At 37.0% G+C, this 17,506-nt stretch carries 12 protein-coding genes; 10 read left to right on the top strand and 2 right to left on the bottom strand.

Annotated features, from left to right (window positions below):
* Positions 1-822 carry a zinc ribbon domain-containing protein gene (locus tag DWY07_RS01185; protein WP_181983866.1) on the top strand — a complete coding sequence of 274 codons (822 nt, stop codon included), beginning with the start codon at positions 1-3 and terminating at the stop codon, positions 820-822.
* 46 nt (positions 823-868) lie between these two features.
* A complete protein-coding gene (locus DWY07_RS01180) occupies positions 869-1,543 on the top strand; it encodes a hypothetical protein (RefSeq protein ID WP_117821983.1) in 675 nt (224 codons plus the stop codon).
* Between the two features lie 482 nt (positions 1,544-2,025).
* On the opposite strand, the gene DWY07_RS01175 is transcribed toward DWY07_RS01180, so the two are convergent.
* A complete protein-coding gene (locus DWY07_RS01175) occupies positions 2,026-2,253 on the bottom strand; it encodes a hypothetical protein (protein ID WP_008399884.1) in 228 nt (75 codons plus the stop codon).
* Positions 2,246-3,529, bottom strand: a complete 1,284-nt coding sequence (locus DWY07_RS01170) for an IS30 family transposase (protein WP_242997285.1) — start codon at positions 3,527-3,529, stop codon at positions 2,246-2,248. Before DWY07_RS01170 ends, DWY07_RS01175 begins: the two co-directional genes overlap by 8 nt.
* Positions 3,530-3,936: 407 nt before the next feature.
* Here DWY07_RS01170 and DWY07_RS01165 point away from each other — a divergent pair, with 407 nt between their 5' ends.
* The 8 genes from DWY07_RS01165 (at position 3,937) to pglZ (ending at position 17,483) form a co-directional block, all read left to right on the top strand.
* Positions 3,937-4,146: a helix-turn-helix transcriptional regulator gene (locus DWY07_RS01165; RefSeq protein ID WP_022262498.1), complete on the top strand. Its 210-nt coding sequence runs from the start codon at positions 3,937-3,939 to the stop codon at positions 4,144-4,146.
* 20 nt (positions 4,147-4,166) lie between these two features.
* On the top strand, positions 4,167-4,766 hold the full coding sequence (locus DWY07_RS01160; RefSeq protein WP_117821982.1) for a DUF1819 family protein: 600 nt from the start codon (positions 4,167-4,169) through the stop codon (positions 4,764-4,766).
* A gap of 2 nt (positions 4,767-4,768) precedes the next feature.
* Entirely contained in the window at positions 4,769-5,356 is a 588-nt protein-coding gene (locus DWY07_RS01155; protein WP_117821981.1) for a DUF1788 domain-containing protein, read from the top strand.
* Between the two features lie 13 nt (positions 5,357-5,369).
* Positions 5,370-8,960, top strand: coding sequence for a BREX system P-loop protein BrxC (brxC, locus tag DWY07_RS01150; RefSeq protein ID WP_117821980.1), 3,591 nt, complete (start codon positions 5,370-5,372; stop codon positions 8,958-8,960).
* Positions 8,961-8,985: 25 nt separating this feature from the next.
* On the top strand, positions 8,986-12,513 hold the full coding sequence (pglX, locus tag DWY07_RS01145; RefSeq protein ID WP_117821979.1) for a BREX-1 system adenine-specific DNA-methyltransferase PglX: 3,528 nt from the start codon (positions 8,986-8,988) through the stop codon (positions 12,511-12,513).
* 9 nt (positions 12,514-12,522) lie between these two features.
* Complete coding sequence (locus DWY07_RS01140; RefSeq protein WP_117821978.1) at positions 12,523-13,230, top strand: hypothetical protein; 708 nt, start codon at positions 12,523-12,525, stop codon at positions 13,228-13,230.
* Between the two features lie 45 nt (positions 13,231-13,275).
* A complete protein-coding gene (locus DWY07_RS01135; protein ID WP_117821977.1) occupies positions 13,276-14,757 on the top strand; it encodes an RNA-binding domain-containing protein in 1,482 nt (493 codons plus the stop codon).
* Positions 14,758-14,936: 179 nt separating this feature from the next.
* Entirely contained in the window at positions 14,937-17,483 is a 2,547-nt protein-coding gene (pglZ, locus tag DWY07_RS01130; RefSeq protein ID WP_117821976.1) for a BREX-1 system phosphatase PglZ type A, read from the top strand.
* Positions 17,484-17,506 lie beyond the last annotated feature (23 nt).

Raw genomic sequence — 17,506 nt, 5'->3', positions numbered from 1 at the left:
ATGGCAATGATAGTATGTCCACATTGTGGAGAACAGGTATCAGAAAAAGCAAAGAAGTGTGTGCATTGCGGTGCAATATTGATACCGGAAGAGAAGAAGCATTGCATGGAATGCGGTGCTGAACTTGAAGAGGGAATGACAGAGTGTCCGAATTGTGGTTGCCCGGTTGATGATACGCTAGGGCAGGAGACAGATGAAAAGCCACAAAAGGTAGAGGTGACAGGGGTAAAGGTGACTAAGAAGATAAAGATTATTATTGGAATTGTGGTTGCATTACTTGTGGTCGGATGCGCAACAGCATTTGGAGTGACACAATATCAGAAGAAAAAAGCGGCAGAAGAATATGCACAACAGGTAGAGGAATATTACGGCAATCTTGAATTAGCGACATACACAATGTTAACAGGTGCAAGCGAAGCAGAATCAGCGGGAAATCTTATCAAACAGGTGTGGTGCAATGCGATTTACGAGGAAAAGGATGATGATACAGATAATTACACCAGACCCGAAGGAAGCTTTGTATCGGATTTTAACGAAGCATTAGGTAATCTATTCGCAGATTCGAGTTTCAGCAGTAAGATAAGCAGTATTGAAGATAATCAGGAAACAGTCAATGCATTGATGAAAAAATTGAAGAACCCACCAGATGAATACAAGGACGCATACGAAGCCGTATCAGATTTGTATGATTCGTATATATCACTTACCAACTGTGCAACAGATCCGTCAGGCAGTTTGCAGACATATTCAAGTACCTTCAGTGATGCTGATACGAATACATTAAATGCATATAAGGCAATGGAATTGTATCTGGACGATTGATAAATCGTGTAGGTACTTAGAAAATATTTTAATTGGAGAATGAGATATGAGTGAAAAATTGTTGTATGAAATAGAAATGGCTTTCTTAAAACAGATTTATGAACATAAAGGAGCAATAGGAGTTAATGAACTGCTTCATATATTTCAATCAAGTTATGGTTTAAAAGAGGACATATTTAATAGAATTCTAGGAGTAGTAATGCAACAAGAATATTGTATTATTGAAAAAATAAGAAAATTAGATAATACAGAGGAAGAAGTTATATTTGTTACCTATAAAGGATTGGAAAAATTTTTAGAGAAGAAAAAATTTTCAGTCAAAAATTTGTTGAAGAATAAGATCGCGTATGAGCTTAAATGTGAAGGCTATAAAACATATTCAGATTGGCTTGATGCGAACAGAAATCAATTAGCTTTAGAGGCAGAAATTACAAGAATGTTTGCCCGTGTATTAGCAGATATGAGGATTATTTTAATGAATAAGGATAAAGATAATGAAATCAAAGAAACGCTACAAGAGGCAATAGAAAGAATGAATGAACGGGCAAAAAAAATTCCAGAGGTTAATAATTCTGTTGCGTATACAATTGTGTTGGCAATATATGACAAACTGTTGAGTTTGCTTGGAACAGATCAGTTGTTCTATGAGGCAGAAATGACTGGAAAACTGATAGAATCTTATATGTCTGAAAGGCATGCCATGGCAATTGATTTTATTTAGTTAGTGCCATAATTATGAGGCAGAGCGCATAATCAGCACTCTGCCTTTTAACTATCAATTTAGTTACTATACGACGCCGATATATACTCAAAAGCAAGGACTCAAAAGCAAGGACTCAAAAGCAAGATTCTCGGGTTACTATTTACCACATCGAGGTCAAATGAAAAACTAAATTCCAGTTCTAACTGACTTGACCTCGTATTTTCGGTTTTGAGCAACTTTTTTGAAGATACCCTATACAAAAGTACCCTGAAAAGTGCTATAATTCGTGTTATGAAGTCTGTTTGTTTGCATGGCAAACAGACGACTGGAGCAGTTTGAGAAAAAATAAATTCCACCCGTCTAACGTCAGAAATGAAGTTGGATTTTGCGCTTCGTGGTCGCTCGGTGGTTATCTATCTGCTTCTTTTATGATTATACCGGCTGGCAAGGGTCAATTGTCTGGGGAGACAAATATCGACTTGCTGGACGGTATTTTTGTTTTATAAAGTTAATCTTGAGAATGGTAAATCTTCGTCATACTTTTCATATGCGTTATTCTTAAAGTACAGGAATTCTTCATTAAGATTTCTCCATTCTATAAAGGCTTCAAGATAACGTAATTCGTTGAGATACCGCTCATTATCATCCGTTATGTCAAGCATGTGTTCATTGAGAATTTCGTAGCGTTCTTCCAGGCGTTTATACTTCTTTTTGTACTTTTTAGCCATTGATATCACCACCTTCCGTAGACGCTTTGTTTCTTTTGGAAACGTTGTCTTCAATAAGAGAAGGCTTCAGACAGACATCGTCAGCTGGAATTCTAACCTGTCCTGCAAGAGCTGGTATCTTTGCATCAAGAAGCAGGGCAGCCAAATCAAAAGGAGTTGCGCCATTTAAGCTGTCTCTTGCGGTAGAGTTGATATGGCTGGTCATAAGATTGATGTCATCTTGTGTGTATCGATACATGCTACGACCTTTGGGAATAACATAGCGAATGTATTCATGATTCTTTTCCAAACGTCCTTTTTGATTGGAAACATAAGGGTCACAGTAGAATACATAGGTTCTGTGGGTTCCGGATTCGGTCTTTTCGATATCCCATGGATTTTTAAATTCAGAACCATTGTCCGTCAGAATTACCGGAAAATACTTCTTAAAGGTTCTGATGCCAAGAACTTCGGTAAGATCATTTATTGCTTTGATTACGCTTCTTTGGGTGCAGTCCGGCATAAGTATTACAATCATAAAACTACAGCTTCTAAAGAGTAGTGTGAGAAGGCATTTTCCTTTATCCCGTCCACCCTTGACTGTATCCATTTCAACAACATCAAGGTCCGGATGAGCCTCCATAAAACGCTCAAAATCCACATAGGTACGTTTGTTACGATATACCTGTTGAAGATTTTTGTTCTTTCTTGGTTCGGACTTTTTCTTCCGTTTTTTGTAACGGACACGGCGAGGTAAATCAATGTTTCTTGCCTGAAACACACGCTGATCCAGATAGTTGTAGAGTGTTCTTCTGCATACAGGAATCTCATCAGCATGTACTGCAAAGATATGACTTAATGGCTGTCCCTTCAAGATAAGGGGAGATATTAAATCGTTGAGTTCCTGCAATTCTTCCGGAGTCATGTTAATGCCTTTACGGGAATTATAAAGATTTTTCTCGTATTGCCTTTGGGCATAAGAAGCATCATATATTTTCTTGTCCAGAGGACAGGATTTGTAATCCTCACAGTAATTACAAACATATGGTGGTTTGTTAATTTTATCGCATTTGTAAGGCAAGAAATACGGACATACATTGGTTGGGTTACGACGATAACAGCGTTTGCAATAGAAGGAGCAGTAGCGATTATGGTAACTTTGACAATGAAGTTCACTACTTAATAAATCACAGTCTTTGTAATGTTTACAGAGATTGCATTTGTAGCTGTGTTTAGCAGGAACAGTTTTAGAGTAACGTTTTACTTCCTTTGAAATAGTAGAAGGATCTTTATGCAAGACTTCACCTATGGAAGAAAAAGTACTCTTTTGCAACAGTTCCTATTCTATATAAGTCCTGTTGGACAGGGTTAAATGTTTTTGATTATGTTCGCTCATATGGTAATCCTTTCCAACAGACAGATAACCATATGAGATTGTAACAAAAACTATGTGCAAGAGTAAATTCCGGATTTCTGTTTTTGAGGGTAAAAAAACTGGAATTTAAAAATTCACTTTACGATTTAAAAATTCACTTTACGCTCACAAAAACTAATGACTTTTAAATGAAAATAATCAAAGCTCGCAAGAAGATGCGATTATTTTGATTGCAAGAATAAGCGTTTTGTACTATAATTTAAAAAGCGAGTTTTTACTCAATTGTGACAAATATAACATGTCTATAGAAGAAACCACGAGGTGTGAGAATGAGAGTAAGTTACAATAAATTATGGAAGTTATTGGTAGACAAAAAGATGAGTAAAGCCGATTTGAGAAAGGCTGTAGATATTGCTCCGAATACCCTTACAAAGATGCGTAAGGATGGAGAAGTGTCCATGAGTGTATTACTCAAGATTGCTACATATCTGGATTGCGATATTAGCGATATCTGTGAGTTTGTGAAAGATGAAGAATAAACCTTGTTGGAGAGTGCAAAATGGCAGAGTTAGTATATAGTGCAGGACTTACATCAAAATTGTTTTGGCTACAGGAGTCCAGAAAGACCGCTGGATACATCCTGGATGGATATAGTAAGGCGGATATCCGCAAGATAGCCTGGGAAGAGAATATCTATCAAGTAAAAGCAGAATATCGTGCATATGAGGTATTGAATGGTACTTATCGTAGAGTATCTGCTTTACCGGAAGCAGTGCTTCGGGCTTTTACCGCTTGTGATGTGGAGACAGCAAAGATTTTAAACTTAATTGCAATTCTTATGGATAGCCGATTATTTTTTGAATTTCTTCATGAAGTGTATGATGAAAAGCTCAGACTTGGAGAAAAGGAAATCACAGACAGAGATTTGAATGTATTCTTTTCGGATAAAGCGTTGCAGAGTGATGTGGTGGCTGGATGGACGGATACAGCAGTACGGAAATTGAAACAGTGCTTTACTAGAATGATGTTTGAGGCGGGATTACTTGAAAGTAGTGCAAAACCAAGAACAATCAAGCCAATTCACATTGACTATCGTACAGAGAAATTGCTGACTGCAAATGGACTGGGAGAATACTTGAAAGCTGTGAAAGGAGTCTGAGCATGGCAAAGTTAAGTTTGGATGATAGACTGAATCAGATAGAAGACAAAATATCAGATAAGTCGTTTAGAGAGAATAAAGGACTTGGAAATGAAGTCGGATATTATATATTCGATTATGATCCAAGAGAGGAACTGTATGTGAGAAATTACATAGCATACCTCAAGGATAGAATAAACAACGGAAATAAAGATTTCAGAATAGTTGAGTTTGACCTGTTTCATCTTATGATTGAGATATTGCAGGAGGAAGGGTATCTGGAAGCATTCTTTGATTTGGAAAAAGAGAATGGATTTTTTGAAATGGCAGACAGCCTTGTAGAGACTTTGGGACTGGATGAGACAAATGAGCTGAATCTAATCATATCAAGAATATTGCAGGAAGATTTGACAGACAGTGTGGTATTTCTTACCGGAGTAGGCAAGTGCCATCCGATAATAGCAAGCCACAACATCTTAAATAACCTGCATCAGGTACTTGACAGTGTGCCGGTAGTGCTTTTCTATCCGGGAGAGTATAGCGGACAGGATTTGAAATTATTTGGAACGATGGATTCACACAACTATTACAGGGCATTCCGTCTGGTGTAGAGGAGAAAATACAATGCAGATTAAAAATATGTTTGAAAAGCAGATTGACCGTGACATCAAAGGTGTTATTAAAGTAGGTCAGTCGGATGAAGAAAATGTATATCAGGAATTAGATGAATATGTAGTGACCAAGGAACTTCTGAAGCATTTCAGGGATTTCTTCAACAATTATGAAAAAGGGGTAGACGGGTATACAGATAAGATGGGTGTCTGGATTTCCGGATTCTTTGGAAGTGGTAAATCTCACTTCTTAAAAATACTATCTTATTTATTAAAAAACAGCACAGTAGAAGGTAAAAGAGCCATTGAGTATTTTACAGATGGTAAGAAGATAGAAGATCCGATGCTTATTGCAGAGATGACAAAGGCAGGAACAATTGAGTCAGACGTTATGCTTTTCAATATTGATTCAAAGGGTTCTGCAAAGGTAGGCTCCGGCAAGGAGGCTATCGTAGAGGTGTTTATGAAGGTGTTCAATGAGATGCAGGGTTATTGTGGTTCAATACCTTATCTTGCAGAATTTGAACGTCAGTTGGATAACGAAGGCAGATTTGAAGAGTTCAAAGAGAAGTTTGAGGCAAATGCAGGAGCACCTTGGGAGAAAAAGAGACAGGCATTTGCAGTTATTCAGGATAAAGTAGTAAAGACATTAGTTGAGATGGATTTCATGAGTGAGGAGGCAGCCCGTAACTGGTGCAAGAATGCAAAGGGTAACTATGACCTTAGCATCGAGAAGTTTGTATCACTTGTGCAGGAATATTGTGCAAAGAAAGGTCCAAATCATCACGTTATCTTCTTAGTGGATGAAATCGGTCAGTATATTGCAGATGATACACAGCTTATGCTCAACCTCCAGACAATCGTGGAAGACCTTGGAACAGCCTGCAAAGGTAAGGCATGGGTTATCGTAACAAGTCAGGAGGATATTGATTCTATTACAAAGACAAAGGGAAATGATTTCTCTAAGATTCAGGGACGTTTTGATACAAGACTTTCTCTTTCTGCATCCAATGTTGATGAAGTAATCCGTAAGCGTGTGCTTGCAAAGAATGAAACTGCAACACAGACTCTCAGACTTTTCTATGAGCAGAAAGAATCTATTATCAAGAATCTTATTACGTTTACAGCGGATACAGCAGACAAGAAGTTGTATGCAGATAAGGCAGATTTTGCAGACTGCTATCCGTTCATACCATATCAGTTTAATCTTTTGGGACAGGTACTTACTGCCATCAGAACACATGGCGCAAGTGGAAAGCATCTGTCTGATCAGTCACGTTCTATGCTTGCACTGTTCCAGGAGTCAGCAATCAGAGTAATGGATAAAGAGGATGGGGTATTGGTTCCGTTTAGCTTCTTCTATGATCCGTTACATAAGTTTATTGACCACCAGCACAGTCAGGTAATCTCAGATGCAGAGAATAACAGTAAGCTGGATGAGTTCGATGTAGAGCTTTTGAAAGTTCTCTTTATGATTAAATATGTCAAGGAAATCAAGGCAAATGTGGATAACCTTACTACACTTATGATTTCAAATATTGATGATGACAGAATTGAAGTCCGTTCTAAGATTGAAGAATCATTAAAGAAGCTGATTAAAGAGACGCTTGTACAGAAGAATGGTGAAATATACATCTTCCTGACTAATGAAGAGCAGGAAATCAATAATGCTATCAATAATGAGTCGGTAGAGATGGGAGAAATCATCGGAGAGGCTTCTACAGTTATCTTTGAGGAAATCTATACAGAGAAGAAATACCGTTATAGCAGCCGTTACTTATTCCCATTCAACCAGAAGGTGGATGACCGATTCTTCAAGGGCAATCAGTCTAACGATATCGGAGTGACAGTTATCACACCTTATGGCGGAGATTATGCAGACTCTGCACTTCGTCTGCTCTCAGCGCAGGAAAGCAGTGTGATTGTGAAGCTGCCAAATGACAGCACATTCCTTGATGAGATTACAGAATCCATTAAGATATATAAATTCCTTAATAAAAATGCGTCCGGAGCCAGAGGCAGCTTTGACAGCATCCGCAGGGCAAAGGAGGATGAGCGTATTGAGAAGAAGGACAGAATCCGAATCTTTATTGAAGATGCATTAAAGAATGCAGACATCTATGTAAATGGCGATAAGGCAACCATTTCAGCTAAGGAGCCAGCAACAAGAATTAATGAAGCACTTGGTAAGCTTGTAGCAATGAAATACAATAAGCTTACCTATATGGAGACAGCACCGGAGCTTTCAGATATCAGTGCCATCTTTAAGCATAGTGATGGTCAGATGAGCTTCCTTGGCACAAGTGACACCACACCAAATAAGCTTGCTTTAGAGGAAGTGGTACAGGTAATTGGATTAAATAATGCCAGACATATGAAGACATCCCTCAAGTCATTACAGGATAAGTTTGGTGCAGCACCTTATGGATTTGATCCAAAGGATGTGCAGTGGCTTGTTGCAATGCTGTTCAAGCTGGGAAGAGTATCTCTTACTCTTAACAGCCAGAGTATGTCATTGCTTTCAACGAATTCGGATGAATTGGTCAGATATATTACAAAGCGTGAATATGTAGAGAAACTCCTGATAGACATCAGAGAAAGAGCAACGGATGGTCAGATTCGCTCCGCAAAAGAAGTTATGAAGGATTATTTCGGATTTACTGTATCCAGCGATGATGATGACAAAATTATGAGCAGCTTCAAGAGCAGAGCAAAGGATAAAGTCGAAGTATACGATGACATCCTTGTAGAGTACAGAATCAATCCAAAATATCCTTGCAAGCGACTGATGGAAGAGGCTGGAAAGAGACTTGCTGAAATCCTTGATATCAATGAGCCTACAGAGTTCTTCAAGACAGTAGATAAGAAGAGAGATGACCTGCTTGATGATGCAGAAGATACTGCACCTGTATTTGATTTCTTTAAGGGAGATCAGAAAAAGATTTTTGAAGAGGCAGTAAAGAATCTTGCATATTTTGGAAACAGCAAGACTTATGTAAGTGACCAGGAGCTGTTAAAGGTAGTCGAAGAGATAGAGACTATCGTAAAGGACAGCAAGCCTTTCAGTAAGATCCAGAGATTACCGGAATTAAATAAGAGATTTGAAGAGCTTCATATGGAATTGCTTGAAAAGGAAGCAGCTATCATGGATCCATTAGTACATGACGACTTCCTTAAAGTGAAAGAGGTATTGGATACTAAGCCATTTGCGGAAGTGCTCCGTCCTCGTATCAATCAGAGATTTGATGAAATCTGGGAGAAACTCAGAACATCCAGTGATATTGCTGCAATTAAGAATATCAAGCTGGAAAGTGATACTTTAAAAATCAAGTGTCTGGATGAGATAGATGAATATGAGAGGGCACATCAGCCTGCACCGGAACCACCTGTTACACCGGTAGTACCTGGTAAAGATCCGATTAATCCTACACCTGCACCTACGAAAGTAAAGACAAAGAGACGTAAGAATGTATCCATCAGCAATGTGGCAGGGGCTAGAACATATTCGATAGAGACAGAACAGGATATTGATAAGTTTCTTGCCGAGATGAAGCAGAAGCTTATGAATGAACTGGAAGAAGACACAATAATTACATTGAGCTGATAAGCTTGATTGGAGGATATAGCACATGAACAAAAATGCAATTAAGAAATTTGCAATAGATGCAAGAAATAAGCTGATAGCATCCGTTACGGATAAAGCTGGTATGCTTGGAATTACACAGGATAATTGCAGTGAAGCAATCACAAAAGGTGCAGATTTTGAGGTATACAAGACAGCAGCAGGAACAGAGGTAACACTTAACAAAAAACAGTGTGAGCAGAGAAGAAAACTGGTAGACCAGATTCATGCAAGAGGCTTTGAAGCAGTAGTGGAAGAAGTGGCATATACATGGTTTAACAGAATCTGTGCTATCCGTTTTATGGAAGTGAACGACTATATGTATCCTGTAAGAGTTCGTGTGCTTTCTTCTGAAAAAGAAGGAAAGAATGAGCCAGATGTAGTAACAATGGCTCCGGATATTGACTGGGATTTCACGGATAAAGAAAGAGAAGAAATCATTGATGCCAAGATGAATGGTTCTCAAGATGAATTGTTTAGAAAGCTTTTCCTTAAACAGTGTAATTTATTGCACGAGGTATTACCAGGTTTATTTGAAGGCAATGAAGATTATATGGAACCATTGCTTACACTTTCATATACGGATAAAGATGGGATAATTTATCATCTTATTCATGATATTGAGGAAGATGATTTTAATGTCGAAAAAGAGGGACAAGTAGAAATAATAGGATGGTTGTATCAGTATTATATTTCGGAGAAGCATGACGAAATTGTCAATATTTACAAAGGTACAATAAAGAAAGATGATATACCAGCAGCAACTCAGCTGTTTACTACTGATTGGGTAGTACGATATATGGTAGACAATTCTTTGGGCAGATATTGGATTGAAAGAAATCCACAGAGTAAATTGGCGGAGAAACTGGAATTTTTTGTTACACCTAAAAATGGAGAGATACAGTATGTTGATGAAAAGGTAAGTCCTGCAGATTTGACATTTTTTGATCCTTGTATGGGTAGCGGACATATTCTTGTATATGCATTTGACGTACTTATGGAAATCTATCGAGAGGGAGGTTATTCTGATCGAGATGCTGCATTAAATATTGTTGAAAATAATATTTTTGGTATGGATATTGATAAACGTGCGTATCAGTTAGCATATTTTGCAGTAATGATGAAAGCACGTAGTTATAATCGAAGAGCACTTACACAGGGAATAAAAAACCATCTTGCAATTGCAGAAGAAAGTAATTCTATAGATAAATTTGAATGTGACGGTTTAACAAATAATAAAGAAAAAAACAAAATTGGTGATTATCTTGTAAAGGCTTACAAAGATGCTCGTGAAATAGGAACATTACAAACAATAGAAAAGCAAGACTACGATTCTTTTAGAATGTACCTAAATGATATTGAGAAAAGTGCAGGACAGCTTAATTTTTTATCAACAGAATGGCTTAATGGAACGCTTCCATTAATGTTTCAACTTACAAAACAAGCTGAAATTATGAGCAATAAATATGCGGTAGTTTGCACGAATCCACCTTACATGAATAAGTTGGAAGGACAGCTGAAAAAATTTGTTATTGATTATTACAAAGAATATTCGGGTGATTTGTTTAGTGTATTCATATATCGTAATTTTGGATATTGTAAGGCAAATGGTTATTCTGCATTTATGACTCCGTTTGTTTGGATGTTTATAAAAACGTATGAAGCATTAAGAAGATACATAATTAATTCAAAACATATAACATCCTTGATTCAAATGGAATATTCCGCATTTGAAGAAGCAACTGTACCGATCTGTTCATTTGTGTTGAAAAATGAAAAATCGAATGAAAGCTCATTGTGCTTTAGATTATCAGACTTTAAAGGTGGAATGCAAGTTCAAAAAGAAAAAGTTTTGGAGGCTCTATCCAATAAAGAGTGTGGCTATTTTTATGAGACAAATCAGAAAGATTTTATGCAAATTCCAGGAACACCTATTGCATATTGGGTTGGAGAACAGGTTTTAAAAGCTTTTTCATCATCTTTATTGGAGGATTATGGATATCCAAAACAAGGATTTGCAACAGGAAACAATGATACTTTTCTAAGATTTTGGCATGAAGTGGATTTTACAAAAATTGGATTCAACATGGCAGATAGAGAAGAGGCAAGTAAGTCCAATAAAAAGTGGTTTCCATGCAATAAAGGAGGAGCTTTTAGAAGATGGTATGGGAATAACACCTATTTAGCAAATTGGGAATTTGATGGAAAAGAAATGACGGAATTTAAAGGTTCGGTTATAAGAAATCCACAATTCTATTTTAGACAGGGTATGACATGGAGTTCATTAACAAGCGGTAAATTATCTATGAGGTATAGTCCGAAAGGTTTTTTGTTTGAGAGTAAAGGGTCTGTTTGCTTTATGAAAGATGAAAACAATTTGTTATATATTTTAGGTTTGATGAATACTTCAATTGTTAGTAATATGTTGCTTGTTTTATCTCCAACACTTGATTATCACGAAGGACCTATGTCAAGAGTACCTATAATTATTAGCAATCAGTATAAGAACAGGGTAGAGAAAATTGTAAAAGAGAATATTGAAATGTGTAAGGAAGATTGGGATTCTTTTGAAATCTCATGGGATTTTAAACAACACCCATTGGTTAAGTATTCAGTAAGAACAATTAAGGAAGCCTTTGATATATGGACAAGAGAATGTGATGTTCGCTATATTAGTTTGAAAAATAATGAAGAAGAACTTAATAAGATTTTTACTGATATTTATGGTCTAAATGGTGAGGTAAGTGTTGAGGTAGATGAGAAAGATATTTCAGTACACAGAGCTGATTTACAAAGAGAAATTAAAGGACTTATTTCATATGCAGTTGGATGTATGTTTGGACGATATTCTGTTAACGAAGGAGGATTAACGCAAATAGGTAAAACAATACTGAATGATGATTGTTTTATTGATAAAGATAATTGCATACCAATTACCGATGAAGAGTATTTCTTAGATGATATTGTAGGAAAATTCTGTGAGTGGCTCAAGTTGGTATATGGCGAGGATACTCTGGAAGATAATCTTAAATATATTGCTAATGCACTTGGAAATAAAGGAAAAACAGGACGTGAAATAATAAGGGAATATTTTGTAACCGATTTCATTAAAGATCATATAAAAATGTATCAGAAGCGTCCTATTTATTGGCTGTTTGACAGTGGAAAACAAAATGGCTTTAAAGCACTTATTTATATGCATCGTTATGATGCAGACACAGTCGGCAGAGTAAGAACAGATTATCTGCACAAGGCACAGAAATATGTGGAAACCGCAATGCAAAGTGCCCAGTATACTATTGATAATGCAACAACATCATCAGAGAAATCTAAGGCTACAAAGGCGGTGACAAAGTACACAAAGCAGCTTGCAGAGATGAAGATATATGACGAAGCAATTGCTCATGTAGCCAATCAGAGAATCGAGATTGACTTGGATGATGGTGTAAAGGTGAATTATGCGAAATTTCAAGGTGTGGAAGTGGCACAGGAAGGTAAGAAGGCATTAAAAGTAGATTTGTTGGCAAAGATATAGAGGTGACATATGAATTTAGTACCTGATTTTAAAAATACACTGTTTAATGACAATGTTAAGGATATAGCATTAGATTTTTCAGAAATGGGTATAGATGCTGCAATTAACAATGATATATTGGCGGAGGTTCCAATTGCAAAATCTATTGTGGCATTTTGCAAGACAGGAGTGGCTATTAGAGACAGAAATTTGCTCAAGCAAACTTTGAGATTTGTTTATGAATTCCAGAGAAACACTATATCGCCAGAAAAAGTAGAAGCTTATAAGAAAAAAATGGAAAATCCTAAATTTGCAGAAAAAGAGCTTAGCAGGGTTATTTATCTATTGGATTGTAATATTGATACTGTTAAGTCTGGTATATTAGCGAGAATGTATGCTTCATATATAGATGGAAAAATTAGTTGGAATGTATTTTGTGAATTATCTGACCTAAATTCAAGGGTTTTTATTGCAGACTATAAGGCATTGATAATAATGGATGAAGGCGACATTGATTATCATATTACGGAAAGATTAATTGGTTACGGACTAATGATGGAAGTGGAATCACCAAGTAAAACAAGTGCCATAGATGATATATTTTCAGGAATTAGAAGTAAGGAAGATCCAAGTATAGCTTTTGACTTGAATAGGGAGCCATGTGTAAGAATAACTGAATTTGGAAAACTGGTACGAAGTTTTTTAGACAATAATTTATTTGAAGATGATGAGTTATAAATGACAAAGTGACCAATTATTTTAAAGTAAAGGAAGGTTTTATTATTGATAAAGCAGGAAATATTAAACGAGTTGAATCTTGGAGAAAATCATGAGCGAGAATGTAAATTGGCAACTGGTGGACTCCCAGAGAGCATATGGGAGACTTACTCTTCTTTTGCAAATACAAATGGTGGCACGATTCTGCTTGGAATTAGGGAACACAGAGATTCTTTTACTGTTGAAGGACTGACAGACAAGCAGATTGTTAAATATCAGAAAGACTTTTGGAGTACATTGAATGACAGAAATAAAGTATCAAAGAACATCTTACTGAATCATCATGTCAGACCTGTGGCTGTCGGAGAAAAGAAAATACTAAGAATTGATGTTCCAGCAGCAGACAGACATGATAAGCCGGTATACATCGGGACAGATCCGATGAAGGGTACTTACAAGAGAGATTATGAAGGAGATTTCCTTTGTACCGAAGAGGCAGTCCGGGCTATGTTTGCAGACCAGAGAGATGTATCTGGTGATGTGGAAGTGCTGGATGAGTTTGGATTGGATGTGCTGAATCAGGATACGATAAAAGGCTATAGAATTATTTTCGAACAGCTTCACAGTGGTCATCCATGGAATGCTTTGGAAAATGACGAGTTCCTTATGAAATTAAGGGCAGCAGCGAAGAATAAAAATGGTACGTTATCTCCAACGATAGCAGGACTTTTATTCTTTGGAGAGGCTTATCATATTACTGAAGTTTTTCCTAACTATTTTCTGGATTATCGTGAGAAATGTGATGATAAAGCTGTACGCTGGTTATTCCGGACACATTCAAACGAAGGTGATTGGAGCGGTAATATATATGATTTCTTTTGCAAGGTGCGCACCAGAATGGACGATGATGTAGCAGTTCCATTTGCAAATAGGCGAAATGGATATCGTGTAGACAGAGTGGATGTGCATGATGCATTGGAAGAAGCATTGGCAAATGCACTAGCACATGCAAATTATTATGGTAGACGAGGAATCCTCGTTGTTAAAAAGGGTAAAGAACTTAGCATTTCCAATCCAGGTACTATCAGGGTGACGAAAGAGGAATTTTATGCAGGTGGCAATAGTGATCCACGAAATCCGAATATCTTAAAAATGTTTGGGTTTGTAAATGTCGGTGAGCGTGCCGGAAGTGGTGTCGATAAGATTATGACTGCATGGGCAGAACAAAACTGGAAGAAGCCGGAATTTGATTTCTCAGAACGCAGTGATAGAGTAACATTAAAGCTTGAAGTTGGACAAGTGGTATATATTCCGGGAGCTGCTGATATCAGAAATGAAAATACAAATCAGGAAAAAGCAACTGTTGTGTCAAAAGAAGATAAAATACTTGAATATATCAGGCAGAATGGAAGTATTTCTTCCCAAAAAGCTGCTGATATAGGTGGTTATAAGTCAAAGACAGGAGCAAGAAAATTACTTGATAAGATGATAGAAAAAGGATTGATTACGAAGATTGGAAATGGACCGGCAACTAAATATGTGATTTAGTGGTCACCTTACTATTTATCGAACACTTTATTGAACACTATCGGACACTTTGGGGGTTATCGGATACAAAGTGTTCGATAAGTGACCAATAGTGATCATTTATCGGACACTTATTAGCATAGGCTGAATAAAAATATTTGTGCAGAGACTATCTGCTCAAATGGATTAGAAGGTGAAATATGGATTTACAGAACATACAGGATCAATTAAATACAGAATTTGCCAAGTCAGAGACAAGAATTATATTCTGGTTTGATGATAAAGGTGAATATGAGGATGAGGTATCTGAACTGCAGCTTGGTGATGTAAAGCTGCACATTCTTGATGGTACAAACTGGCTCTATTCAAAGTATCTATTAAACGAAGAGGATAAAGAGAGTAAATATCTTGTCTATGCAGCCTTTGCAAAGCCAAGTGATGCAGAGAATCCTCTCGCAGATATGTATTATTACTCAACACCTTATTATACAGACAGAGTATCGCAGATGTCTCAGGAGATTGGTATTGATAATCACTTTAAGGAGCATTTATCACAGTATGGCAATTTTTGGAAAAATAAACATCGTATTGAGAAGTTCAAGGAACTTGGAATTGATCATTACAATGCTCAGACAATTGATATTGGTTTGATTGCTGTACTCACGGATGTAAAGACTCCAAATTTTGAGGAAGTAGTTAAGCAGATGATGCTCGGTGACAATGAGAAGTATTTTAAGGCATTGGATGATAATAGATTGACCGACAAGTTCTGGGAACTTTGCGAAAAATTCTTTGGATATAAGTCAGACAAGCCAAACATAGATGATTTGTCTGCTTGCATGATATTAACTTATGCATCATCTACATTAAAAGCTACTGTCCCGGAAGCAATGAGGTCTTATATTCTTAAGAAACGCAATGATGTTGTGGTCTTTATCCGTAATATCATGGACAATGTGAATTATCGGGATGACTATGACAAACTGGTAGATAGAATAGATAAATCATTGCGTTTTGTGACCAGAATACAGGATGGATTAAAGAAAGATGTAGAGAAGAAAAAAGACAGTTCTCTCCAGTTGGCGGATGTTTTCGCTTGTGATGCTTTTGCCGGGTTAGATGACATTATTATTGATTGGGCATTGGAACAGTTAAATGATGAGATTTTAGATGCACAGATTGATGGACTTAACATTGCACAGGTAGCTGATCAGAGAATGTCTAAGGCATATCATTATAGCGAAAGATACAAGAATGAATATACGACTATCAAGTATGCGTATTTGATGATGAAGTCTGTATCACTTATGGAATTTTCAAGTGATATTAAGACATTGGTTGCAAATTATCAGAAAGAGTCCTATTTGATAGATTCATATTATAGATGGTTTTATTATGCATATGACCAAATTGAAGATAACAGTAAATTCTCTGATGTAAGACAGAGAGTAGAGAATATTTATGCGAATACATATTTGCAGAAGATAACACCGAAGTGGAATGAAAATTTCACAAATGAGGTAATGAATGCTACAGACTTGCCTAAGCAGGAAGATTTCTATAAGCATTATCTTAGAGGCTACGATGGAAAGCAGAGAGTCATTGTTATTATTTCCGATGCTTTTCGGTATGAGTGTGCAAAGGAACTTTTCGGCAGATTGGAATTAGATGAGAAGTGTACACCGAAGATGGAGTGTATGCTTAGCTGCCTGCCTTCTGTTACATCAGTAGGAATGGCGAGCCTGCTTCCACATAAAGAGATGCAGGTGGATGGCAACTTGAATGTGACTGTTGATGGACAGGCGTGTGCAAGTATGGAGCAGAGAGACAAGATACTGAAATCTTATAATGAAAATAATGTGGCTTTGTCATTTGATGAAGTGGTAAATGCTAATCAGACTCGAATCAGGGAGTTGATTCAGGGCAAGAATATCGTGTACATCTATCACAATCAGGTGGATGCAAGAGGAGATAAGCCAGCAAGTGAGAATGAGGTCTTTAATGCTTGTGCAGAGGCTATAGAAGAGATACATAAGTTGGTTAAGAAACTGACTGGTTATGTATCAGCACCAAAGTTTTTTATTACTGCAGATCATGGCTTCTTATATAAGAGAGACAGATTACAGGAGTTTGACAAGGTGTCATATCCAAAGGATAAATGCATTTATACAAACAAGAGATTCCTTATTACAGAAGATGCAGTAAATGAGCAGGGAATCATGGCAAGAACAATGGCGTATCTTAATAAACTCTATGTAGATACTCCGATAGGAGCAGATATTTTCAAGGTTGCCGGAGGTGGACAGAACTATGTACATGGTGGTACGTCCTTGCAGGAGATGATAGTTCCAGTCATTGAACTTACAACGAATACCAGAGGTGTGGCATACGATTATGTGGATGTTGTCTTGACATCTGTTACCCGTAAGGTGACAAATCTTATTACATACTTTGATTTTATCCAGACAGAGAAAGTCACAGACACCATGAAAGCAAGAAGCATCGTGGCTTATTTTACTACGGAAGATGGCGAAAAGATTTCATTTGATGTACCTATGATTGCAAATAGCAGGGAAGAAGCACCGGAGAAGAGAACCTTCCATGAGAAGTTCACTTTGAAATCAAGAGAATATAAGTATGGAGATAAGTATTATCTTGTGTTGGCAGATGCAAATGATGAGAAGAATATCTTGCAGCAGTATGAGTTTATGATTGATATTGCGTTTGTGGATGATTTTGGGTTTTAAATTACGTTAGGATATGGAGTTGA

Source organism: Clostridium sp. AF23-6LB (assembly GCF_003461085.1).
In the GTDB taxonomy this organism is placed as follows: domain Bacteria; phylum Bacillota; class Clostridia; order Lachnospirales; family Lachnospiraceae; genus Coprococcus; species Coprococcus ammoniilyticus.
This window is presented reverse-complemented; position numbering and strand designations above follow the sequence as displayed.